Annotated in this window: 27 protein-coding genes and 3 pseudogenes; 16 read left to right on the top strand and 14 right to left on the bottom strand. The window is 66.8% G+C overall.

The annotated features are described in order from the left end of the window. Positions 1-24 precede the first annotated feature (24 nt). The gene (locus ACHMWU_RS24125; protein ID WP_396047843.1) at positions 25-495 is read left to right on the top strand and encodes a LytR C-terminal domain-containing protein; all 471 of its coding nucleotides are present in this window, start codon (positions 25-27) and stop codon (positions 493-495) included. Positions 496-523: 28 nt separating this feature from the next. Here ACHMWU_RS24125 and ACHMWU_RS24130 read toward each other — a convergent pair whose 3' ends face one another. The 3 genes and pseudogenes from ACHMWU_RS24130 to ACHMWU_RS24140 all read right to left on the bottom strand — a co-directional run bounded on the left by ACHMWU_RS24130 (position 524) and on the right by ACHMWU_RS24140 (position 2,015). Further along, positions 524-1,414 carry a cation:proton antiporter gene (locus ACHMWU_RS24130; RefSeq protein WP_396049195.1) on the bottom strand — a complete coding sequence of 297 codons (891 nt, stop codon included), beginning with the start codon at positions 1,412-1,414 and terminating at the stop codon, positions 524-526. 122 nt (positions 1,415-1,536) lie between these two features. After that, positions 1,537-1,812: pseudogene (locus ACHMWU_RS24135) on the bottom strand (cation:proton antiporter); the annotation flags it as partial. A 59-nt stretch (positions 1,813-1,871) separates the two neighbouring features. Further along, positions 1,872-2,015: a hypothetical protein gene (locus ACHMWU_RS24140; RefSeq protein WP_396047845.1), complete on the bottom strand. Its 144-nt coding sequence runs from the start codon at positions 2,013-2,015 to the stop codon at positions 1,872-1,874. A 119-nt stretch (positions 2,016-2,134) separates the two neighbouring features. Here ACHMWU_RS24140 and ACHMWU_RS24145 point away from each other — a divergent pair, with 119 nt between their 5' ends. From ACHMWU_RS24145 to ACHMWU_RS24155, 3 genes are all read left to right on the top strand, one after another. Next, the gene (locus ACHMWU_RS24145) at positions 2,135-2,986 is read left to right on the top strand and encodes an alpha/beta hydrolase family protein (protein ID WP_396047847.1); all 852 of its coding nucleotides are present in this window, start codon (positions 2,135-2,137) and stop codon (positions 2,984-2,986) included. 48 nt (positions 2,987-3,034) lie between these two features. After that, a complete protein-coding gene (locus ACHMWU_RS24150) occupies positions 3,035-3,550 on the top strand; it encodes a hypothetical protein (RefSeq protein WP_396047850.1) in 516 nt (171 codons plus the stop codon). A 183-nt stretch (positions 3,551-3,733) separates the two neighbouring features. Beyond that, positions 3,734-4,108 carry a hypothetical protein gene (locus tag ACHMWU_RS24155; RefSeq protein WP_396047852.1) on the top strand — a complete coding sequence of 125 codons (375 nt, stop codon included), beginning with the start codon at positions 3,734-3,736 and terminating at the stop codon, positions 4,106-4,108. Positions 4,109-4,188: 80 nt separating this feature from the next. On the opposite strand, the gene ACHMWU_RS24160 is transcribed toward ACHMWU_RS24155, so the two are convergent. From ACHMWU_RS24160 to ACHMWU_RS24170, 3 genes are all read right to left on the bottom strand, one after another. Next, complete coding sequence (locus ACHMWU_RS24160) at positions 4,189-4,362, bottom strand: CsbD family protein (protein ID WP_396047854.1); 174 nt, start codon at positions 4,360-4,362, stop codon at positions 4,189-4,191. Positions 4,363-4,424: 62 nt separating this feature from the next. Continuing rightward, positions 4,425-5,117: a GGDEF domain-containing protein gene (locus ACHMWU_RS24165; RefSeq protein ID WP_396047856.1), complete on the bottom strand. Its 693-nt coding sequence runs from the start codon at positions 5,115-5,117 to the stop codon at positions 4,425-4,427. Then, positions 5,114-5,374: a hypothetical protein gene (locus ACHMWU_RS24170; protein WP_396047858.1), complete on the bottom strand. Its 261-nt coding sequence runs from the start codon at positions 5,372-5,374 to the stop codon at positions 5,114-5,116. Before ACHMWU_RS24170 ends, ACHMWU_RS24165 begins: the two co-directional genes overlap by 4 nt. A gap of 223 nt (positions 5,375-5,597) precedes the next feature. Here ACHMWU_RS24170 and ACHMWU_RS24175 point away from each other — a divergent pair, with 223 nt between their 5' ends. Continuing rightward, entirely contained in the window at positions 5,598-5,726 is a 129-nt protein-coding gene (locus ACHMWU_RS24175; RefSeq protein WP_396047860.1) for a hypothetical protein, read from the top strand. 62 nt (positions 5,727-5,788) lie between these two features. Here the strand turns inward: ACHMWU_RS24175 and ACHMWU_RS24180 are convergent, their stop codons facing one another. The 8 genes and pseudogenes from ACHMWU_RS24180 to ACHMWU_RS24215 all read right to left on the bottom strand — a co-directional run bounded on the left by ACHMWU_RS24180 (position 5,789) and on the right by ACHMWU_RS24215 (position 13,574). Next, on the bottom strand, positions 5,789-6,199 hold the full coding sequence (locus tag ACHMWU_RS24180) for a hypothetical protein (protein WP_396049196.1): 411 nt from the start codon (positions 6,197-6,199) through the stop codon (positions 5,789-5,791). 66 nt (positions 6,200-6,265) lie between these two features. Further along, positions 6,266-6,664, bottom strand: a pseudogene (locus tag ACHMWU_RS24185) (TetR family transcriptional regulator); the annotation flags it as partial. Then, positions 6,552-8,417, bottom strand: a pseudogene (locus tag ACHMWU_RS24190) (acetoacetate--CoA ligase); the annotation flags it as partial. The pseudogenes ACHMWU_RS24190 and ACHMWU_RS24185, both read right to left, overlap by 113 nt. Before the next feature lie 44 nt (positions 8,418-8,461). Next, entirely contained in the window at positions 8,462-9,640 is a 1,179-nt protein-coding gene (locus ACHMWU_RS24195; RefSeq protein ID WP_396047862.1) for a sugar ABC transporter permease, read from the bottom strand. 8 nt (positions 9,641-9,648) lie between these two features. Then, positions 9,649-10,434, bottom strand: coding sequence for an ATP-binding cassette domain-containing protein (locus tag ACHMWU_RS24200; RefSeq protein WP_396047864.1), 786 nt, complete (start codon positions 10,432-10,434; stop codon positions 9,649-9,651). 91 nt (positions 10,435-10,525) lie between these two features. After that, positions 10,526-11,671: a substrate-binding domain-containing protein gene (locus tag ACHMWU_RS24205; protein ID WP_396047866.1), complete on the bottom strand. Its 1,146-nt coding sequence runs from the start codon at positions 11,669-11,671 to the stop codon at positions 10,526-10,528. A 128-nt stretch (positions 11,672-11,799) separates the two neighbouring features. After that, positions 11,800-13,029: a flavin-containing monooxygenase gene (locus tag ACHMWU_RS24210; RefSeq protein ID WP_396047868.1), complete on the bottom strand. Its 1,230-nt coding sequence runs from the start codon at positions 13,027-13,029 to the stop codon at positions 11,800-11,802. Continuing rightward, positions 12,972-13,574, bottom strand: a complete 603-nt coding sequence (locus ACHMWU_RS24215; RefSeq protein WP_396047870.1) for a hypothetical protein — start codon at positions 13,572-13,574, stop codon at positions 12,972-12,974. The genes ACHMWU_RS24210 and ACHMWU_RS24215 overlap by 58 nt, the downstream gene beginning before the upstream one ends. Before the next feature lie 188 nt (positions 13,575-13,762). Here ACHMWU_RS24215 and ACHMWU_RS24220 point away from each other — a divergent pair, with 188 nt between their 5' ends. The 11 genes from ACHMWU_RS24220 (at position 13,763) to ACHMWU_RS24270 (ending at position 20,977) form a co-directional block, all read left to right on the top strand. Then, positions 13,763-14,596 carry a mycofactocin-coupled SDR family oxidoreductase gene (locus ACHMWU_RS24220; protein WP_396047872.1) on the top strand — a complete coding sequence of 278 codons (834 nt, stop codon included), beginning with the start codon at positions 13,763-13,765 and terminating at the stop codon, positions 14,594-14,596. A 214-nt stretch (positions 14,597-14,810) separates the two neighbouring features. Further along, positions 14,811-15,182 (top strand): hypothetical protein, encoded by a 372-nt coding sequence (locus ACHMWU_RS24225; RefSeq protein WP_396047874.1) that lies wholly within the window; start codon positions 14,811-14,813, stop codon positions 15,180-15,182. Between the two features lie 112 nt (positions 15,183-15,294). Then, complete coding sequence (locus tag ACHMWU_RS24230) at positions 15,295-15,537, top strand: hypothetical protein (protein ID WP_396049197.1); 243 nt, start codon at positions 15,295-15,297, stop codon at positions 15,535-15,537. Between the two features lie 95 nt (positions 15,538-15,632). Beyond that, positions 15,633-16,001, top strand: coding sequence for a glyoxalase superfamily protein (locus ACHMWU_RS24235; protein WP_396047876.1), 369 nt, complete (start codon positions 15,633-15,635; stop codon positions 15,999-16,001). Positions 16,002-16,109: 108 nt separating this feature from the next. Then, entirely contained in the window at positions 16,110-17,303 is a 1,194-nt protein-coding gene (locus ACHMWU_RS24240) for a class I adenylate-forming enzyme family protein (protein ID WP_396047878.1), read from the top strand. 175 nt (positions 17,304-17,478) lie between these two features. Beyond that, entirely contained in the window at positions 17,479-17,685 is a 207-nt protein-coding gene (locus ACHMWU_RS24245; protein WP_396049306.1) for a hypothetical protein, read from the top strand. After that, the gene (locus ACHMWU_RS24250; RefSeq protein WP_396049198.1) at positions 17,682-18,113 is read left to right on the top strand and encodes a PaaI family thioesterase; all 432 of its coding nucleotides are present in this window, start codon (positions 17,682-17,684) and stop codon (positions 18,111-18,113) included. Before ACHMWU_RS24245 ends, ACHMWU_RS24250 begins: the two co-directional genes overlap by 4 nt. Before the next feature lie 91 nt (positions 18,114-18,204). Then, the gene (locus ACHMWU_RS24255; protein ID WP_396047880.1) at positions 18,205-18,792 is read left to right on the top strand and encodes a zinc-binding alcohol dehydrogenase family protein; all 588 of its coding nucleotides are present in this window, start codon (positions 18,205-18,207) and stop codon (positions 18,790-18,792) included. Continuing rightward, positions 18,747-19,175: a zinc-binding dehydrogenase gene (locus ACHMWU_RS24260; RefSeq protein ID WP_396047881.1), complete on the top strand. Its 429-nt coding sequence runs from the start codon at positions 18,747-18,749 to the stop codon at positions 19,173-19,175. The genes ACHMWU_RS24255 and ACHMWU_RS24260 overlap by 46 nt, the downstream gene beginning before the upstream one ends. Next, complete coding sequence (locus tag ACHMWU_RS24265) at positions 19,172-19,876, top strand: VOC family protein (RefSeq protein WP_396047883.1); 705 nt, start codon at positions 19,172-19,174, stop codon at positions 19,874-19,876. Before ACHMWU_RS24260 ends, ACHMWU_RS24265 begins: the two co-directional genes overlap by 4 nt. Before the next feature lie 18 nt (positions 19,877-19,894). Continuing rightward, the gene (locus tag ACHMWU_RS24270) at positions 19,895-20,977 is read left to right on the top strand and encodes a PLP-dependent cysteine synthase family protein (protein ID WP_396047885.1); all 1,083 of its coding nucleotides are present in this window, start codon (positions 19,895-19,897) and stop codon (positions 20,975-20,977) included. Positions 20,978-21,132: the final 155 nt, after the last annotated feature.

A 21,132-nucleotide genomic window follows, 5' to 3' on the forward strand; every position in this document is an offset into this window, starting at 1 on the left:
GTCACCCTCCTGGTCTCCGCTGCGGTGTTCGTCGTCGCGACCTTCATCGGTTTTCGCCTGTTGACCGCCGGCACCGAGCCGGTCGAGGCCGACACGTCGTGCCAGGCCTCGGTCGTGGCGTCCGGTACAGCACTCGACAGCAATGCCGTCGTGATCAACGTGTTCAATGCATCGGCGCGCTCCGGCCTGGCCAATCGCGTACGGATCGACCTGCAGGCGAACGGCTTCCGCGGCGGAGAGATCGGCAACAGCACGAGCGTCACCAAGCCGCGTCGGGTCGCGATCTTGACCAATGACCGCAAGGACCCCCGGGTCCGTCTCGTCGCTGCGCAGTTCCGCGACAAGGTCCAGTACGCCAAGCCTGATCTCACGGTCGACGAGGGCATCACGGTCATCGTGGGCGACAAGTACTCCGGGCTCAAGAAGTCGCCCAAGACGTCGTTGCGCACCGACCGCGACATCAGCATCTGCACGCCTGCCACCCCGCCAGTCTGACGAGGTCGAGCGCTGGGCCAAGTCGGTCTCAGACGGGCTCGGTGCCCCAGCCGGCGAGGCGGCCGTAGCGCCCGACCAGGTGCAGCCTGACCTCGGTGGCTTCGCGGACTGACCGGGCGGTGACGATCAGCAGGTCGTCGTCGACGGCGATCCGGTCGGTGCGGTGCGGGGACGAACGTCTTGTCCTCGCGCACCACGAGCGACACCGACGCGCCGATCGGCAGCCGCAGCTTCGCCCACCTCGACGCCGGCGAAGCTTCGAGCCCTTCGGCACGTGGATCTGCAGCAGGTCGGCGCTGACTCGTTCGAGCGGCGCCGCCTCGACCTCGACGTCGCGCGCATCGTCGGTCAGCACGCCGCAAGCTGCCGCGAGCCGGGCCAACGGCGCAGCCTGGAGCAGGGTGTAGATCACGACGGCGACGAACACGATGTTGAACAGATCGCGCGAACCCGCCACCCCCGCCGACAACGGGATCGTCGCCAAAACGATCGGGACGGCCCCGCGGAGTCCGGCCCAGCCCACGAAGACCTGCTCGCGGGCGCTGCGGCCGAACCACATGGCACAAGCCGCGACCGTCAAAGGCCTGGCGACGAAGGTCAAGATGGCACCGATCGCGATCCCCTGGCCGACGTGCCACCACCGCAGCTCTTCGGGGCTGGCCAGGAGGCCGAGCATCACGAACAGGCCGATCTGGGCCAGCCAGCCGATGCCCTCGACGAACGACCGGGTCGCCATCCGGTGTGGCAGCTCGGCGTTGCCGAGCACGAGCGCCGCGACGTAGACCGCGGCGAACCCGCTGGCGTGCACAGCCGCAGACGAGCCGTAGGCCAGCACCGTGAACGCGAACACGACCAGCGGGTACAGGCCCGACGCGGGCAGCGCGACGCGGCGCAGGAGGTAGGCGCCCAGCCAGCCGATCGCGAGCCCGAACGCGACACCGACGGCGGCTCGAACAGGATCAGGCCGACCAGGTAGGCGACTCCCTTGTCAGCGACCTCGCCGGCGCTGATCGCGACGACGAGCACCACGATCGGGGCGTCGTTGAGACCGGACTCGGCTTCGAGGGTGCCCTTGACCGACGACTTGAGCGGCACGGTGCGCAGCACCGAGAAGACTGCGGCAGCGTCGGTCGGCGTGAGCACTGCGCCCAGGAGAACGGCCAGCTCCCACTCGATGCCGAGCAGGAAGTGGGCTCCCATCGCGACCACGACGACGCTGATCGCCGAGCCGAGGGTCGCGAGCAGCAGGCCGTAGCCCAGATTGGGTCTGACCTGATCCCACTTGGTCGTCAGACCACCTTCGGCGAGGATCAGCACGAGTCCGCCGAAACCGAGTGCGTGGGCCAGCCCGACGTCGCTGAAGTCGATGCCGAGGCCTAGCTGCCGAGGGCCAGTCCGAGTCCGAGGTAGACCAGCAGCGAGGGCAGTCCGATGCTGACCGAGAGACGGACGGCGAGGACAGCCAGGATGAGCACGCCAGACCCGACCAGCAGATAGCGATCGAGGTCATGGACGTCCACGAAAGGGCCCCTCCTAGGACTCGACAGGTGCTGATTCTATCGGTAGTTCTGCGTCACCCTGACACTGCGCCGAGCGGGTTCAGCTGGCGGACGACGCGTACGTCGGCTGGGATGGAGGCGTGGATCGTCGTAGCGTTCTCTCCCTGGCGGCTGCCGGGTTCGTGGCCGCCTGTTCGTCGAGATCGACCGACCGCGTGATCGACCGCGCAACTGACAAGGGGCAGCGCATGGAGCAGATCCACTACGGTCCGGACGCGCAGCAGTTCGCCGAGCTGACCCGTCCGGTCGGCGTCTCCAGGGGCGTCGTCGTGGTGATCCACGGCGGATTCTGGCGTGCCGAGTACGACCTGTCGCTAGGCCGGCCTCTGGCGGCCTCGCTCGTGTCGCACGGGTGGACGGCCTACAACGTCGAGTACCGTCGGGTCGGCAACGGCGGTGGCTGGCCGACGACGTTCGACGACGTCTCGGCAGCGATCGACGCACTGGCCGACGTCGCGGGGCTCGACCTGGGAACCGTCGTCACCTTGGGGCACTCAGCCGGCGGCCACCTGGCGGTGTGGGCAGCGTCCCGGCCGCAGCTGACGGGGACACCGTGGGCCGACCCGCGCGTGCCTGTGACGGCGGCGGTCTCGCAAGCCGGGGTGCTCGACCTGGCTGCGGCCATCGACGACGACCTGGGCCGTGGTGCTGTGCAGGCCTTGATGGGCGGAACGGTCGACAGCCGCTATGACGCTGCCGACCCGACCAGGCAGCTTCCCGTCGACGTCCCCATCAGGTGCATCCACGGAACCGCCGACCAGTTCGTGCCCCTGAGCCAGTCGACCGAATACGTCGAACGCGCCACCGCGGCGGGTGGCGATGCAGCTCTGACCGAAGTCGATGGCGACCACTTCGTCGTGATCGATCCGCGTTCTGCGGCGTGGACCACGACGCTGGACCTCCTCGACTCGCTGACATCGACCACCGGCTAGGCCCTGTCGTTGGGTAGCCTGTGGCAGCATCCGACGTCAGGGAGAGCTGTGAAAGTCGCACGGGCAACGTTCGCGGTGGTCGTGATCGCCGCAGGGCTCGCCGCCTGCACCCCACCGCTGCCGCCCGAGGCCGACCCGAACGGGTCCCTGGTCAGCGACAGCATCGCCGTGCTGAGCGTCGTGCCGATCGAAAAGGGCGACTCTGGATCGGCGCTCATCTTCATCAACAAGTCAGGTCACGCGACCAGGCTGCAGACCGACGACACGATTGGGCCAGCTGTCGTCGCCGACGATGACTCGATCTACTTCAGCGGCACCAAGAACGAGTACGCCCTGACCGATGGCCGACTTCACAGCATGCCGCGACACGTCGACCTTCACAGCCAGGACGCACTGCACGTCGTCCAGCCGGACACCCGTGTGGGCATCTTTAACGAGGGGGGACGAGTATCTGGCCGTCACGACGGAACCCAGCACCGTCGTGGTCCAACAAGTGACTCCAGACCTGCTGGGCACGACGGTGTGCGACGACAAGATATATGGCCTGGCGGCAGACACTCTTGAAGACCCGGTCGAGTACTCGTTGATCGACGTGACGGCCACACCCGACGATCAGGTCGTCGGTCGCTGGTCGCCAGGTACTGCGGCTGATACTTCCGGCAGCGCCGTGTGCACTGACGGCGTCTTCTCGTTCATCCACGACATCCTCGATGGAGATGAAGAGGTCGTGGAGTCACAGGTCGTGCGGTGGGAGGTCGAGAGCGGCGAGGTTGCCAGCACTCCGGTCACCGGCCTCGGCGGCGCCTACCTCGACAAGCCGCTGCGGGCAGCGATCCCGACACTGTCTCGTCCTTCGACGAGGACTCGACACTCTGGCAGGTCGATCTCCGGTCCGGGGCAGCGAAGCGGAGGTTCACGCTCGACGATCCCCCGGCTGCGTGGGCCCGGGTCGGTGACACGATCTACGTCGTCGGCCAGTCGGACGCGGGCGACTCCCTGCGAGCGATCGACGCGAGGAACGGACAGCATCTCGCGAAGGCGCCGCTCAGAGACCTGATCCCCGACCTTGCCGCGAACGGCCTGGCCGTGACAGGTCTGACGGTGCTCAACGACAGCTGGTGACACAGAACGGGTGCACCCGCCAGCGTGTGGCAGGTGCACCCGGGATCTGGGAGCACGCGATCATCCGCGCGCTTGAACGCTCAGTGCTTGAACGCGTCCTTGACCTTCTCGCCAGCGCCCTTGAGGTCAGACTTGGCCTGATCGCCCTTGCCTTCGGCTTCGAGCGACTCGTCATCGGTCGCCTTGCCGGTCGCTTCCTTGACCTTGCCCTTGGCGTCTTCGACGGCGTTGCTGATCTTGTCTTCGAGTCCCATGAGGATTCCCTTCGTTGACTACACCCCATGTACCCAGCCGGGGCGGCGTCAATCAGGTGAATTCACGCGGTGTGTCGGGCCGCCTTGTCGACGTACATCCGCTGGTCGGCGCGCTCCAGCACGGTCTCGACCGAGTCGCCCGGCTTGACCTCGGCGACTCCCGCCGACCACTGGCCCGGAGACGTACGAGCCAGACGCTCGACGACCCGCTCCGCGACGTCCATCGAGGTCTCGGGGAGCACCATCACGAACTCGTCGCCGCCCGTGCGACCGATGACGTCGAACTTGCGGATCTCGCGCTGCCAGTGCTCGGTCACGGCCTGCAAGAGGTCGTCGCCCGCGCGATGGCCGAGGGTGTTGTTGAGGGCGCGCAGCCCGTCGAGGTCGATCGACACGACCGACAACGGGATCTGGCGGCGCGACGAGCGCGACATCTCGCGGTCCAACGCCTCGGTGACGCCGCGCAGGTTGAGCACGCCGGTCAGCGGGTCCGTGCGGACGAGACGGTCCATGCGGGTCTTGATCCACCAGAACACCTCGGTCGCGATGACGGTCTCTACGACCAGGGTGAGCGCGAACCCGGTCAGGGCCGTGTTGTCGCGACTCAGGATCGCGACGAACCACAGCACGACTCCGGCATAGAACAGTGTCCGGCCGGCCGGCCAGCGCAGGAACCAGACGGCGTACGCGCCCAGGATGGGTAGCGCCGTGCCGTTGGCCAGCGCCCCGAGGTCTTGATTGGTGTTCCAGGTCATGGCCGCAATCGCGAAGGCTGCAGACCCATGAACATGAAGGCTTCGTTCATCGTGAAGCGCTCGCGCCTCAGGAGGGTCCAGACGAAGGTGCCAGTAGCGGCCGCAGCCAGGACCAGCAGGATCCAGATCGGGTTGCGCTCGGGCTGCCACGTGATCAGGCCGAGCAGGATCAGCACGACGCCCGCGCCGTACATCAAGGCCGAGGCGGCTGCCAACGGTGGCAGCGCGCGCAGCCCTTCGATCGGTCTCACCCTCATGTCAGTCTCCCTCGCCCCAAGTCTAAAAGGGGAGACAGCCTGACACGAACCACTCAGCGCAGAATGGTCCGGATGAACTACTCCGAAGGCGTCAACCGGAACACCGGAGTAGTTCTTTTCGGTTTTTTGCTGGTACTCCGCGTAGTTCGGAAAGGCTGACACAGCCCGGTCCCGTCCAGCGGAGCGAGCACACCTCTCCAAACCGTCTCGTCGGATCCGCGTCATGAAACGTCAGCTGCGCCGTCTCATCATCATGACTGCGGTAATGACGATCCTTGGCGGGCTCCTGGTCCTCGCGCTCCTGATCGCGTTCGACGCGATCCGCAACCGGTCCCGCAAGCACAAGGCCTGACCCGTCCAGCAGACGGGCCGATCGCACGAGCAGACTGCCCACGCGATCGGCACCGGTCAGCGTCAGGGAACTCCGACGATCGACTGCGCGATGCCCCGGTAACGGTTCAGGAACTCGTCCTCCGGAAGCTCGCCGTCCGCGCGGTACCAGCTGGAGACGCCGAGGCACAGCGACGTGATCGCCCGGCTGGCATCGCCAGGGTGCGGCGTCTTGAAGTCGCCGTTCTCGACCCCGTCGGAGACCACGATGTCGAGCATGCGCTGCTGCTCGTCGCGCCGCGACACGTACCTGTTGCGGTTCTCGGGGGTGAGGCTGCGCATCTCGTTGGCCGACAGCACCGCGCCCTTCTGCCGGTTCATGTGGAACAGCAGCAACGAGTCGACCAAGGCGTCGAACTGGGCCCGCGGCTCGTCACCCGCCTCCTCCAACGCGTACCGGCTGCGCTCGATCAGCTCGTCGATGACGACCATCATCAGGTCGACCAGGATGTCCTGCTTCGACCGGTAGTGGTGGTAGATCCCCGGCACCGACAGTCCCGCACGCTCGGCCAGCTGACGGGTGCTGGTGCCGTGATAGCCCTTCTCCGCGAAGGCGTCCAACGCCGCCGCCAGGATGTTGGAGATGCGCTGGGTCGAGTACGTCCGCCAGTTGCTGTAGTCGTCGGTCGGCTCGACTGCCGCCTCGCCAGCCGTCGCGGCCCGCTCCGCAGCGAAGTCGACGAGCCACTGCAAGGCGTCGAGGTTGTCGACCGCGCCGTTGCTCACGACGTCGGAAGCCGGTCGCCCTGCGAGGAGCCGCTTGACCGGGACCTGCCAGCTTCTTGCCCGACTTGGTGCGCGGCAACGCCTCGGTGAAGACGATCTCGTCGGGGACGTGACGCGGTGACGTCCGTTCGCGCAGCCGGTCACGGATCCGGCGCTCGACAAGCTCGGCGTCACCCTCGCTGCCGTCGTTGACGACGAACAACGGCATCCAGTAGCCGCCGTCCTCGCGCTCGACGCCCACCACGAGGGAGTCAGAGACCTCGGGCAGGGACTCGACGGCGTCGTAGATCTCGGCGCTGCCGATCCGGATGCCGTTGCGGTTCAGCGTCGCGTCGGAGCGACCGTGAATGATGACGGTGCCCCGGTCGGTCAGGGTGATCGCATCGCCCTGACGCCACACGCCGGGGAACTCCGCGAAGTACGTCGACGTGTACGCCTCGCCGTCGGGGTCGTTCCAGAAGCCGATCGGCATCGACGGCATCGGCCGCGTGATGACCATCTCGCCTGACGCCCCCGGGGGCACCGGTCGCCCGTCGTCGTCCCACACCTCGAGCGAGATGCCCAGCGCGACGCCACTGATCTCACCGTCGTAGACCGGGAGCATCGGGTTGCTCGAGACGAAGATGCCGACGACATCGGTGCCGCCGCTCGTGGATCCCACCTGGACGGTGGGACTGACGTGCTGACGCACCCACGCGTTGGCGGTGCCCGGCAGGATCGAGCCGGTCACGCCGATGACGCGCATGTGGTCGAGGTCGAAGTCGCGGCCCGGCTCGCAGCCGGCCCGTTCGCACGTCTTCAAGAAGCCCGGGCTGGTGCCGAACACCGTGACCCGGTGCTCGTCGACGATCTGCCACATGCGGTCGGCGCTGGGCTCGATGGGACTGCCGTCGAACAGCACGATGGTGGCGCCGTGCAGCAGCCCGCACACCTGGGCGTTCCACATCATCCAGTTCGGGCTGGTGTACCAGAAGAAGACGTCTTCGGCCCGAAGGTCGAGGTGGAACCCGGGCGACGCGAACTGTTCGAGCAGCGCTCCACCGTGCCCGTGCACGATGCCCTTGGGCAGGCCGCTGGTCCCTGACGTGAACAGCACCCACAACGGGTGGTCGAAGGGCACCGGCACGACTTCGACCGGATCGGCGCTGGCGAGCGCGGTCTCCCACGCGAGGACGTCGTCACCCTCGGCGTCGAGCGACAGGCCCGACGTGCTGACCGCGATGGTGTGGGTCAGGGTCGGCAACAGCTCCTTCAGCTGCCGGACCTCGTTGCGCCGGTCCTGGACGATGCCCTTGAAGAAGTACCCGCCACCGCCGATCAGGACCTTGGGCTCCAGCTGGGCGAGCCGGTCAGCGGCCGACGGCGCGGCCAGGTCGAGGCCCGCCTGCGCCCAGGTGGCTCCGATCCAGGCGGTCGCCAGGAAGCCGACGACGCCTTCGATCGAGTTGGGCAGGTAGGCCACGACGCGATCGCCGCTCTCGACACCGAGCGCACGCAGGCACCCGGCGAGGCGTTCGACCTGACGGCGCAGCTCGCCATGCGTGATCGACGACTCGAGGCCGTCCTCGCGCAGCATGATGATCGCGTCCCGGTCGGCGTCAGCAGACCGGAGCAGGTGCTCGGCGATGTTGAGGGTCGCACCGGGGAACCACTTCGTCCCCGGCATCTGAGGCCCTTCCCAGACGGCGCTCGGCGGGGTGTGGAACTCGACCGCGAAGAACTCGGCGACCGAGCCCCAGAACCCTTCCGGGTGGGTCGACGCCCAGGCGTGGATCTCCTGGTAGTCGGTGACGTCGGCGAACGTGGTGACTTCGCGCTCCTGCACCCAGCGCGCGAACTCGACGATCCGTGATCCGAGGACCTGGTCACGCGTGGGAGTCCACGCGGGCTGCCCTTCATCTGGTGTGGGTTCAACCGACCGCATCATGTCTGACGGTCTCCTCTGGTCTGTAGGTGCGGACAGCTGGACGTTCACACGCGTCGCGGCCACAAGGAGCCGCGCGTGATGACCACGTCCATTGCCACTGCAATTATCAGTACGCCACCCGTGGCGAAGTTTTGCACCTCAGGCGAGAAGCCCAGCAGCTGAACCCCGTTCGTGATCGATCCAATCACCAAGGCTCCGAGCAGCGCCGACCACACGGTGCCACGGCCGCCGAACAGGCTGGTCCCGCCGACGACTGCCGCAGCGATCGCGTTGAGCATCAGCGGACCGCCGCCGGACGAGTTGGACACGCCGAGCAGCCGCGATGCGTCGATGACGCCGGCGATCACGGCGCAGGCGCCGAGGATCAGGAAGGAGTAGATGACCATCCGCGCGACCGGGATGCCCGCTCGCTGGGCGGCTTCGCGGTTGCCGCCGACGGCGTACAGGCGCACTCCGTACTGGGTCCGCGTCGTCAGGTAGGACGCGCCGACCAGCATGACCGCGAGGATCAGGACCGGCACGGGCAGCCCATTGGCCTGGGTCAGGATGGCCACTCCGCCGAACAACGCGATCCCGCATAGCACGATCGGGGCGAGCGCCGCGAGCGGCCGACTCGCACCTCCAGCACGCCAGCGGGTGACCGCGAACGCCGCCCACAGGGCGAAGGTCAGGATGAAGCTGATGCTGGTCGGCAGGTGCGAGCTGGCGATCTTGGCGTACTCGGTGCCACCGACGCTCACGGTGAACTCAGGCGGCAGTACGACGAGCAGCAGACCCTGGAAGACGACCATGCCGCCGAGGGTCACGATCAGCGAGGGCACGCCGAACACGACGATGACCGCCTGGATCAGCATCGCGACGACGCCGACCACGAGGGCGACTGCGAGCGCCGCGTACAGGTTCCAGCCGTGGTTGACCGCGAGATTGGCTGCGATCGTCGCCGCGACTCCCGACAGCACCGCCGACGACAGGTCGATCTCTCCGACCAGCAGCACGAACACGATGCCGAGGGCCAAGATCGCGGTCGTCACGATCTGCAGGGCGAGGTTCGTGATGTTCTGTGAGCTGAGGAACGCCGAGTTCTGGGTGTAGAAGAACAGCCAGATCAGCGCGAGGACGCCCAGCACCGGAACGCTGCGGAACCGTTCGTCGAAGCTGCCGATCAACCGGGCCCCCATGGGCGTCGCCCGTTCGGTGCTGCCCGCTGCTGGTGTCTTGCTCATCGTGCTCCTCATTCGTGTGCACCGGTGATGGCCGAGACGAGATCCGTCGCGGTGTACTTGCCTCGTTCGAACTCGGCGACCTTGGTGCCGAGACGCAGCACGACGACCCGGTCGGCGACGTGCTGCACGTCCTTGAGGTCGTGCGAGATGACCAGCACTCCGCGCTGCTGCTCCTTGAGCCGCAAGATCAGGTCGAGGACCTCGGAACGCTGGGTGATGCCCAGGGCGGCGGTCGGCTCGTCGAGCATGACGAGCCGCGGGTCGGAGACCAGCGCACGACAGATCGCGATGCCTTGGCGCTGCCCGCCGGACATGCCGCCGACCGGTGACGTGAACGAGCGCAGCTTGACCGACATGCCTTCCAGCAGCTCGCGGGCGTGGTTCTCCATGACGGAGCGGCGCAGCGCGCGTCCCCGCCACAGGCCGGTCGTGACCTCTTGGCCGAGGTACAGGTTCTTGACCGCGTCGAGGTTGTCGCACAAGGAGAGGTCTTGGTAGACGGTGTGGATCCCGGCACTCGCGGCCGCGCGGGGGCTGTCGAGCCGCACCGCCTCGCCGTCGACGTGGACCGAGCCTTCGTCGGGACGTTCGACGCCGGCCATGATCTTGACCAGGGTCGACTTGCCGGCGCCGTTGTCGCCGACCAGGGCCACGACCTCGCCGGCGTGCAGCGTGAGGTCGACTTCATGGAGGGCGCGGACGCCTCCGAAGTACTTGGAGACGGCAGTCAGTTCGAGGAGCGGTGGCGTCGTGGCGACCTGGGTCGCGCCGACGGCATTCCGGCTTTCTGGCATGGTGATTCCTTCGTTGGTGGGGGCGGCAGCCGGTGGCTGCCGCCCCCAGTTCACGGGTAGATCGATCTGGCAGTCCGAAGACTGGGGAAGGTCAGACCTTCTCTTTGCAGGTGTCGGTGTCCTTCGCCGGTCCTGTGCAGATCTGTGCCCAGGTGAAGATGCCCAGATCGACGGCCTTCTGGACGACGTCGCCAGGCGCCTTGCCCTCTTCGAGGTGGATGTGGGTCGAGCCGAGCTTGGCGGTCGGCACCTTCGCGCCGCCGTTGTCGACGACGTCCTTGACCAGGTCGGTCGGGGGCTCTTCACCGTTGATCGCAGCGAGCGTGATCTTCGCGGCAGCCTCGGCCTCGACCGAGAAGGCCTTGAGGACGTTGTCCTGCTGATCGCCGGTCAGCATGTACTGCAGTCCGCTGAGCTGAGGGTTCTGACCGCCGTAGACGGGCACCTTGGCGTTCTTGCTCTTCAGCGCCGCGATGATGCCCGAGGCGTTGCCGTCGTAGAAGCCGAGGAAGGCACCGACCTTGTTCTGGGTCTTGGTCAGGCACTGGTCGGCTGCCGTCTGGGCGTTGGCCGGGTCCCAGTTCTTGATGTAGTCCTCGCACACGACGTCGATCGAGCCGTCGTCGATCCGCGGCTGCAGGACACCGTTCTGGCCCGTCAGCATGTCGGTCGTGTAGACATCGCCCTTGTTGCCGTACTGGCGGGCGAGCTTGACCGGCTTGGGTCCGAATGCGCCGGCGTCGAGCTGTGAGACGAAGTAGTCGGCCTGCAGCTTGCCGACGTTGACCGGGTCGAAGATGACCTGGGCGAACATCGGACCGTTGAGCGGGGAGTTCTCGTAGCCGATGACCGGTACCTTGGCGTTGGCTGCTGCCTCCAGGAGGCTGGCGCTGGTGTTGGGGTCGGCCGCCACGACGACGAGCGCCTTGGCCCCGGCTGCGATGGCCGCATTGGCCTGGGTCAGCTGGGTAGCCGAGTCGCCACCTGCGTTGACGAACTTGACCTCGACGTTGCTGTCGAGCTTCTGGATCGCCTTCTTGAAGTCAGGCCCGTCCTGCTGGATGTACCGGGTCGGCGTCGTGTTGGGGGCCATGAAGTAGACCAGCTTCTTGCCGGAGTCACTGCCCTTGTCGGCGTCCGAGCTGCCGCCCCCGCAGGCAGCCAGAGCAAGGCTGGCACTGCAGCCCAGCGCAACGACCTTCAGCATCGTGCGCAGCTTGTCGGTGGTGCGTGACATCACTTCTCCTTTGTCAGCTGTCCGGCCGGTCGGCCGAACTGGAAGTGAGAGCTCTGGCTCTCACGGGATGACGGTCAGGTCGCTGCCGGTGACGGCCGAGATCCGGTGGCAGTGCTTCGCCGTCAGGTTCAGCGAGCAATGACTCCCTTCTGCATGGCGACGATCTGCAGCGCGAGGTGCTTGGAGTAGATGCGCACCCAGGCGAGGGGGCCGGCCATGAACCAGAACCCTGGTGCGCCGGTGCGCCGGTACAGGCCGCCGATCTCGCCGTCCTCACCGATGCCGAGGACGTCGGGGCAGCGGTCGGCGACGTCGTCACCGAACAGCCGGCGGCCGGTCTCGCGCATGTTCTTGTAGCCCGTGGCCAGGACCACGACATCGGCTTCGAGCTCGCGTCCGTCGTCGAGCGTCACCCCGGTCGGGACGAACTGGGCCAGGCCCGCTCCTGCGGCGAGCTTGACCTTCTTCTCGGCGATCAGCTGCGAGCAGCCGACGTTGATGTAGTAGCCGCCGCCCTTCTGCAGCGCGAAGCCCAGCAGGCCGGTGCCGTCCGGGCCGTCGTTGAGCTGGAAGCCCACTGCCTCCAACGAGGCGAGCAGCTCGGCGTCCTTGACGGCAGTCTGCCGGGTTCCCTCGACCGCGAATTCCAGCACCTGCGGCCACGGTGTCGCGCTGGCCAGCAGGTCGGCGTACTCCGTCGGCGGCCCAGTCTCGGTGAAGTTCGCACCGAAGATCGCCGGGATGCCGTGCTCCTGGCTGATGATGTGCGTCGACGAACGCTGCACCATCGTGATGTCGGCGCCGGCCTCGTACAGGTCTTGGGCGATGTCGTGCGCGCTGTTGCCGGCACCGATCACGACAGCCTTCTTGCCTGACCAGTCGGCGCCCGACACGTGGGCGCTCGAGTGGTACGAGATTCCTTCGAACGAGTCGCGACCGGGAATGTCGGGAAGGTTGACCTCGGCGGCCGCACCCGTCGCCAGGATGACGTCCTGGGGGTGCAGGATCCGCTCACCGTCGGCGGTACGGACCTTCAACGTCCATACGCCGGAGGCTTCGTCGTACGAGCTGTCGTACATCTCGGCGTTGGTCCAGACGTTGAGCTCCATGACCTCGGCGTAGAACTCGAACCAGTCGGCGATCTTGTCCTTGGCCGAGAAGATCGGCCACGAGCTCGGGAACGGCAGGTACGGAAGATGGTCGGCCCAGACCGGGTCGTGCAGGACCAGGGAGTGGTAGCGCTTGCGCCAGCCGTCTCCGACGCGCTCGCTCTTCTCCAGGATCAGGGCGTCGACACCCATCAGGCCGAGGTTCGCGGCGACCGCGAGGCCACCCTGGCCGGCGCCGATGATGACCACGTCAGGTTCACGATCGGCGTACGTGATGCTCTCGCCCCGGCGGTCCTTCCAGTTGCGCTTCGAGCGGCGTCGGCCAGGTGGCGCGGTCCGGTGGGACGCCGTCCGCCGATGGCCCGCTCGTGGCCCTTGACGTCCTCGACACCGGTCATGACCGATGCCGCACGCCACTGGCCGTCGATCTCGACGAGCTTGGCGACTCCGCGGCACCAAGCCGTCGGCGTCTCGAACAGGTAGAAGCCTTCGATCGTGTCACCGTCGTCGCCGGGGACCACACGGGGCGCGTGTCCGGCGTCGAGGCTGAAGTCCGAGAGCGAAGCGGCCTCGAGAGAGCCAGCCAGCAAGGCGCTGATCGCGTCGCGGCCGTGGAAGGTCCCGAGGTCCCAGGTCAGGGCCAGCAGATCGCGCCAGTAGCAGTCGTCGGTGATCAGGCTGAGCACCTGATCGGCCGCATGCGACTCCACGGCTGAGGCGAACTGGTTGAGCCACTCGGCGAAAACGGCCTCCGCGCTCTCGACGGAACCTGCAGTCGTCACTTCCAGCGTCACGGCCAATCTCCTTCAAATCAACTCCGACCGAGCGATCGCTCGGTACTGCTGGAGCGAGTGTGGCACAGGTCTCATCGAGTTGTAAATACCCAGATTGGATCCGATTGCGAGCCCACCCCCAGGGCTGTTTTCGGACTCGTGACGTGGGGTAGCCTCGCCGGCTAACACCCACCAGGAGGAGATTCACGATGGCCGGACGAGTAGCTGGCAAGGTCGCATTCATCACCGGAGCAGCCCGCGGACAGGGCCGCAGCCATGCGGTTCGACTCGCCGAGGAAGGCGCCGACATCATCGCGATCGACACGCTGAAAACCATTGCAACGGCGGACTATCCGATGGCCTCAGCCGATGACTTCAAAGAGACGGTTCGGCTCGTCGAGGCGACCGGTCAGCGGATCCATTTCGCCGACGCCGACGTGCGCGACTTCGACTCGCTCAAGACCGCGCTCGACGACGGGATCGAGAAGTTCGGACGGCTCGACATCGTGTCGGCCAACGCCGGAATTCTCTCGTTCGGAAATATCGAGGACCTGTCGGAGCAGACCTGGGGCGAGATGATCGACATCAACCTCAGCGGCGTCTGGCGCACCGCGAAGGCCGCCGTGCCCCACCTGATCGGCCAAGGCGAAGGCGGTTCGATCGTGCTGACCTCGTCGCTCGCCGGGCTACGAGCCAATGCGGGCATCGGGCACTACGTCTCGGCCAAGCACGGCGTCGTCGGACTCATGAAGACGCTCGCCACCGAGCTTGCCGATCACAACATCCGGGTCAACGCGATCAACCCGTCACAGGTCGACACCCCGATGGTGCAGCACCAGGGAATGTACGAGCTGTTCAGCCCCCACATCGACAACCCCACGAAAGAAGACTTCGCCCGCGCTTCCGGCGAGACGATCCCGCTGCCGATCCCGTGGATCGAGTCGATCGACATCAGCAACGCGCTGCTGTTCCTGGCTTCCGACGAAGCGCGCTACATCACCGGCGTCGCCCTGCCGATCGACGGCGGAGGGTTGCTGAAGTAGGTCGTCCATTTGTATCGACGAGTGGCAGCTCGAACGTCAGGTGTGGGACCGAGTGCGCCAGGCCGTGGATGACGACCGAACCGGCGGCCGCTTCCTGCTCACTGGCTCCGCAGGCATCGGACCCGGGGTGCGTGTCCACTCTGGCGCAGGACGGATCATCAGCCTGCCCATGCGGCCACCCTCCTTCGCTGAGAGGGGGGTCAGCAACGCCACAGTGTCGCTTCAGGCCCTCATCGAGGGCGAGATGCCGCAGATCTTCGGCCAGTCGACGGTAGACCTCCCTCAGTACGCTGACGAGATACTCCGCTCAGGATTCCCGGGACTTCGAGATCTTCCCGAAGCTGCACGAGGCACCCAGCTGGACAGCTACCTCGCTCGCATCGTTGATCGCGAGCTCCCCGAAAGCGGTGTCACTGTGCGAAGGCCAGCAGCCCTGCGTCGTTGGCTGGCCGCATACGGGGCCGCGACATCAACCGACGCGTCATACAGCGTCATCCTGGATGCAGCAACGGCTGGCGACGACGAGAAGCCCGCACGTCAGACTGTCGACGTCTACCGCGAGCACCTCACACGCATCTTTAGGTGAGCGCGTGATCGCAAGGCAGGACACCACGACATGGCTCGGAGCCCTCTTCTAGTCGCTAGTCGTCCAGTCAGTTCGCGTCTATTCCGGCCGCTCAGAAGCAAGCGTCAGCCATCTGCGCACCAAGAACACCGAGCACGAGATCGACCTGATTGTCGAACGTCCCGATCGCAAGGTCGTCGCAATCGAGATCAAGCTGAGCGACGGCGTCAGCGACAAGGATGTGCGCCCCCTCAACTGGCTTCACTCACAGCTGGGGGATCGTGTCGTCGAACGCGTGCTCGTCAACACCGGTCCCCGTGCGTACCGACGCGACGACGGCGTCGCAGTAGTCCCCTTGGCGCTGCTGGGCCCCTGAGGCGCACGACCCTGGAAACTGTCTGCGGTGACGGCGAGAATGGCGTTCATGCCGCAGGGCGCACGGGCCCGCGGCCCGACAGAACGAGACTCGCCATGGACTGCAAGATCGAACTCATCTTCGTGCCGGTCAGCGATACCGACCGGGCACGAGACTTCTACGTCGACCAGGTCGGCTTCACGCTCGACCACGACGTCCGCGTCGACGACAACACCCGCTTCGTGCAGATCACCCCGCCCGGATCGGCCTGCTCGATCGCCTTCGGCGAGGGCATCCACGACGGAGTGCCCGGCTCGCTCGACAACATCCAGGTCGTGGTCGACAGCGCCGCGACCGCGCGCGACGAGCTCATCGCGGCCGGCGTCGACGCGAGCCCACTCGACGAGCAGCCGTGGGGTGTCTTCACGACGTTCACCGACCCTGATGGCAACCGGTGGACGGTCCAAGAGCTGCCGGCACGCTGACATTCTCAGCTCGCCCCACGTGATGGGCCTGTGGACAAATCAAACCGGAGGTCAGTAACATGCTTAAAGACATTCCAAGCTAGCCATCACGTACGGGAAGGGCCGGTCATGACCCAGCCTGCCGAAGGACCGACCACAGCTTCGACGGATCCTGCCGCAGCCCCGACCCTGGCCGAGATCACGAATCTCGGTGACATCACGCGGCTGCACGCCACCTGCACCGACCGGCTGGCCTTCATCGACCTGCGCGATCCGGAGACGCCCGCCGGGTACTCCTATCCCGAAGTCGCGCACCTCGTCTCGGCAGCTGCGACCGATCTACGCAGCCGATCGTTCGAGCCTGGCGCGCGGATCGGCATCATGTCGGCCAACCGAGTCGAGTACGTCATCGCCTATCTCGGCATCATGCAGGCTGGCCTGGTCGCCGTGCCCATCAACATCAAGTCCGGCAGCGACGTCCTCGACCACATCGTTCGCGATGCCTCCGTGGCCATGACCTTCGTCGACCACGCCGGGCGAAAAGCCCTGGCAGGCCGGTCCTCGGTCATCGACTTCGACGACCCGCACACGCCCTACCTCCAGCACCTGCTCGCCGCAGCGCCCGCTCCCGCCGGTCCCGGGCCAGCCGTCGACGTGGCCGAGATGCTCTACACCTCCGGATCGAGCGGCGTGCCCGAGGGCGTGCCCCTGACCCATGAGGGCCAGCTGTGGGCGCTGCGGACCATCTCCGCCGAGGCACCCCGGCGCATCGAGACGCAGATCATCGCTCAGCCGCTGTTCCACATGAACGGGCTCATCACCCTGTGCCGAGGAATCGCCCTCGGATTCACGACGATCATCTGCCCGCGATTCGAGGCATCCGCCTACGTCGCAGCGATCGAGAACTACTCCGTCACGACCGTTGCCGCCGTCCCGACGATGTGGATCCGGGCGATGCGCGAGGTCGGCGACGACCCGTCCAAGCTGTCGTCCGTGCGCTCGCTCTCGCTCGGCTCGGCCCCCATCACGGTCGAGCAGGTCGCGAGGATCTCCGAGCAGATCCCCGCCGCGCAGGTCATCGTGTCCTACGGGACCACCGAGTCGGGCCCGGCCATCTTCGGGGCACACCCTCGAGGCCTCGAGCGGCCACCGCTCGCCCTGGGGCACCCGCTCGACGGATCCGAGGTCAAGCTCGTCGGCGGACCGGACGACGATCACGGCGTCCTCATGATGAGAAATCCGGCCGTGACAAGCGGCTACCACCAGCTGCCAGAGCCACGGCTGCAGTCCTCGACGACGGGTGGTACTCCAGCGGCGACCTGATGCGCCGCGACCCGGACGGCTTCTACTACTTCGTCGGCCGCGCCGACGACATGTTCGTGTGTGGCGGAGAGAACATCTATCCCGGGCGAGCTGGAGAGCATCCTCGAACGCCACCCGGGCATCAACCAGGCCGCCGTCGTGTCTCTCCCCGACGACGAACGGGGACGGATCCCGGTTGCCTTCGTGGTCCCCGCCGCAGGCGCCGAGCTTGCAGGCCGCCGAGATCAAGACGTTCGTGATCGACCGGGCACCGGCCTACCTGCACCCACGCCGACTCGCCGCGAGCACCGACCTTCCCCTCGCCGGCACCAACAAGATCGACCGGCGCCGGCTCCACGAGCTCGCCGCACAGCTCGAATCGACGAATGGATGGATGTCATGACCACCTCGCCCCCACTCGACACGTCCGTGACGGGTCTCAACGCGCTGCTCGCCACCTCGCCCTACAACGTCTTCCTGGGGCTGCGCTGCACGGTCGCCGATCGTGACGCCGGCATCTTGACGCTCGAGATGCCGCTGCGTCCCGAGCTCGAGCGGATCGCCGGAGAACCCCAGTTCCACGGCGGGCCGGTCGCATCGCTCATCGACACCGCTGCCGTCTTCGCCACGATCATGGCGACCGAGACGATCGTGCCCACGATCAACCTGCGCGTCGACTACGTCAGGCCGTCCAGCGGTGGGCTCCTCACGGCGACTGCCACGGTCCGTCGGGCCGGTCGCAGCGTGGGTGTGGCCGACGTCGACGTGACCGATGAACAAGGTCGGCTCACGGCGATCGGGCGCGTCAGCCTGAGCACCGCGACCAGCTGAACCCGCTGCCCCATCCCCCGCGCCACCAGCCAAGAGAAAGAGATCCAGAGTGCAGGCTGTAGTCATCCGAGAGCACGGCGACACCGACCGCATGGAGGTCCACGACAACTGGCCCGACCCAGTCGCCGGGCCCGGCTCCGTCGTCGTGGCCGTCAAGGCCTGCGCACTGAACTACCACGACCTGTTCACCCTCCGGGGCATGCCGGGGATCACGATTCCCTTCCCGATCATCATGGGCATCGACATTGCCGGTGAGATCGTCGAGATCGGACCGGACGTCGACGGCTGGAAGGTCGGCGACCGGGTGCTGATCGATCCCTACGACACCGTCGAGAACAAGCTGGTCGGCGAGATGATGGACGGCGGCCTCGCCGACTTCGTCGCAGTCCACGCCAGGACGCTGATGCACCTGCCCGACGAGGTGTCGTTCGCCGACGCCGCCGCGCTTCCCGTCGCCTACGGCACCGCCTACCGCATGATGATGACCCGCGGCCAGATCCAGGCCGACGAGAAGGTGCTCGTGCTGGGCGCGTCGGGCGGTGTCGGGACTGGCTGCGTCCAGCTGGCCCGGCTCGCCGGCGCTCACGTCATCGCGGCCGCCTCCAGCGAGGCCAAGCTTCGAGCAGCGTCGCGATGGGTGCCGATGAGGGCATCAACTACCAGAGCGACGACTTCATGAAGGTCATCCACGAGCGCCACGGCAAGCCGCGCGTCTCGGGTCGCGGCGGGGTCGACGTCGTCGTCAACTTCACAGGTGGCGACACGTGGGGACCCTCCCTGCGAAGCCTGCGCAAGGGCGGACGTCTGCTCAACTGCGGCGCGACGGCCGGTTACGCCGTCGAGACCGACCTGCGCTACCTCTGGACGTTCGAGCTCGACCTGCTCGGATCCGATGGCTGGCTCCGCTCCGATCTCGAGGCCCTGGTCGAGCTGGTCCGCACCGGACAGCTCCGCCCGCAGATCGACCGGATCCTCCCGCTCGCCCAGGCGAGCGAGGCGTTCGACCTGCTCGAGCAGCGCAAGGTGCTCGGCAAGATCATTCTCGAACCCACTCCTCGATGAGGTCGGGACCGACCTCGGGGCACGGCAGAGTCGATCACATCCTGGTGTCGGTCCGCGGGCTCGACGAGGCCATCGACCGGTGGGGTCAGGCGGGGCTGGTCGCTGTACCCGGCGGCACGCACCCCACCGGCACGACCAATGCCCTGGTCCGCGGACAACGCCATGCCTATCTGGAGCTGATCGATGCTTCTGACGAGTCGACCCATGCGACGGCCCTCAGCGTGCGCTCCCGCGTCGGCCCGCTGTCGTGGGCGGTCAACGTCGACGATCTCGAGACGAGCCGCGATCGGCTGAAGCAGTTCGGCCTCGTCACGAGCGAGCCGGTCGCCGGCAGCCGGGTGGCACCCACCGGCGAGGCCTATGCCTGGCAGTTCTGCGAGGTCACCGAGGACGCCCTGCACCCGTTCATCCCCTTCCTGATCCAGTGGGAGGTCGGCATGTCGACGGGTCCGGCCGACGGCCCAGACATCGTCTCGATGACGCTCGAGGTGCCGGAGCCGTCGTGGTTGGCCGAGCTGCTGGTGTGCTGCGGCCTCGACCAGCCTCACCGTTCAGACGACTCGATCGTCCTGTCGGACGGCGAGGTCGAGATCAGCCTCCACCACGGATCGTGCGGCATCGTGTCCGTCGGCTGGTCGCCAGGGAGCCTCGACGCTCCTGTCGTGCTCGACGGACTGATCTGCACGATCCACACCCCCTGAACCGAAGGACCGTGACCAGTGCCGAAGACGTCGATTGAGAGTCGGGCGTGGATTGCTGAGGCGATCCGTCGTGTGGATGCTGATGCCAATCGCAGTGCTGACACGCATCTGCATGTGTTGCCGATTCCGGTTGAGGGTGTTGACCTGTATCTGAAGGACGAGTCGGTCCATCCGACTGGGAGTCTGAAGCACCGGTTGGCTCGGTCGTTGTTCTTGTATGCGTTGTGCAATGGGTGGATCGGGCCGTCTACGACGGTCATCGAGGCCTCGAGTGGTTCGACTGCGGTCAGCGAGGCGTACTTTGCCCGGTTGATCGGGTTGCCGTTCGTGGCGGTGATGCCGGCCTCGACCAGTGTCGAGAAGATCGCGTTGATCGAGTTCTACGGTGGACGCTGTCACCTGGTCGACGACCCGGGCACGGTGTATGACGTGGCCCGTGACCTGGCTGCTGGGTGTGGTGGGCACTACATGGATCAGTTCACCTACGCCGAACGGGCCACTGACTGGCGTGGTAACAACAACATCGCCGAGTCGATCTTTGAGCAGATGGCCGCCGAGCCGCATCCCTGCCCGGCCTGGATCGTGGTCAGTGCCGGTACTGGTGGCACGTCGGCCACGATCGGCCGGTTCGTGCGGTACCGCCGGTTCGCGACCCGGGTCGCGGTCGCTGACCCGGAGAACTCCGCGTTCTACGACGGGTGGCGGACCGACAGCTCGGACGTGACCACTGGTTTGCCGTCACGGATCGAGGGCATTGGGCGGATGCGGGTCGAGCCGTCGTTCGTGGGTGGGGTCGTCGACGAGATGGTCCAGGTGCCTGATGCGGCCTCGATCGCCACGATGCGGTGGGTCTCGAACATCCTGGGCCGCCGGGTCGGTGGATCGAGCGGCACCAACGTGTGGGCTGCACTGGGATTGATCGGCCACATGCGGGCCGACAACCAGACCGGCAGCGTCGTGACACTGCTGTGCGATGGCGGCGAACGGTACGAGAACACGTACTACAACGACGCCTGGCTGGCGGCCAAGAACATCGACATCACCCCGTACGCGACAGCCCTGGCCGAGTTCGACCGCACCGGCATCCTGCCCCCCGTCTAACCCGCCCCCGCCGCCCGCGTCGGTTTCCCACGAGACCTCGGGGCCTTCGCACCCCCCACGGCACGCGTCCACCCCCCAACGGCTCCCCAACGACTCACCGAGCGTCCTTGCCACCCACCGTGCGCTGTGACGCAGGGACAGTGCCAACAACCCCA

The organism is Aeromicrobium sp. UC242_57 (assembly GCF_044452305.1).
In the GTDB taxonomy this organism is placed as follows: domain Bacteria; phylum Actinomycetota; class Actinomycetes; order Propionibacteriales; family Nocardioidaceae; genus Aeromicrobium.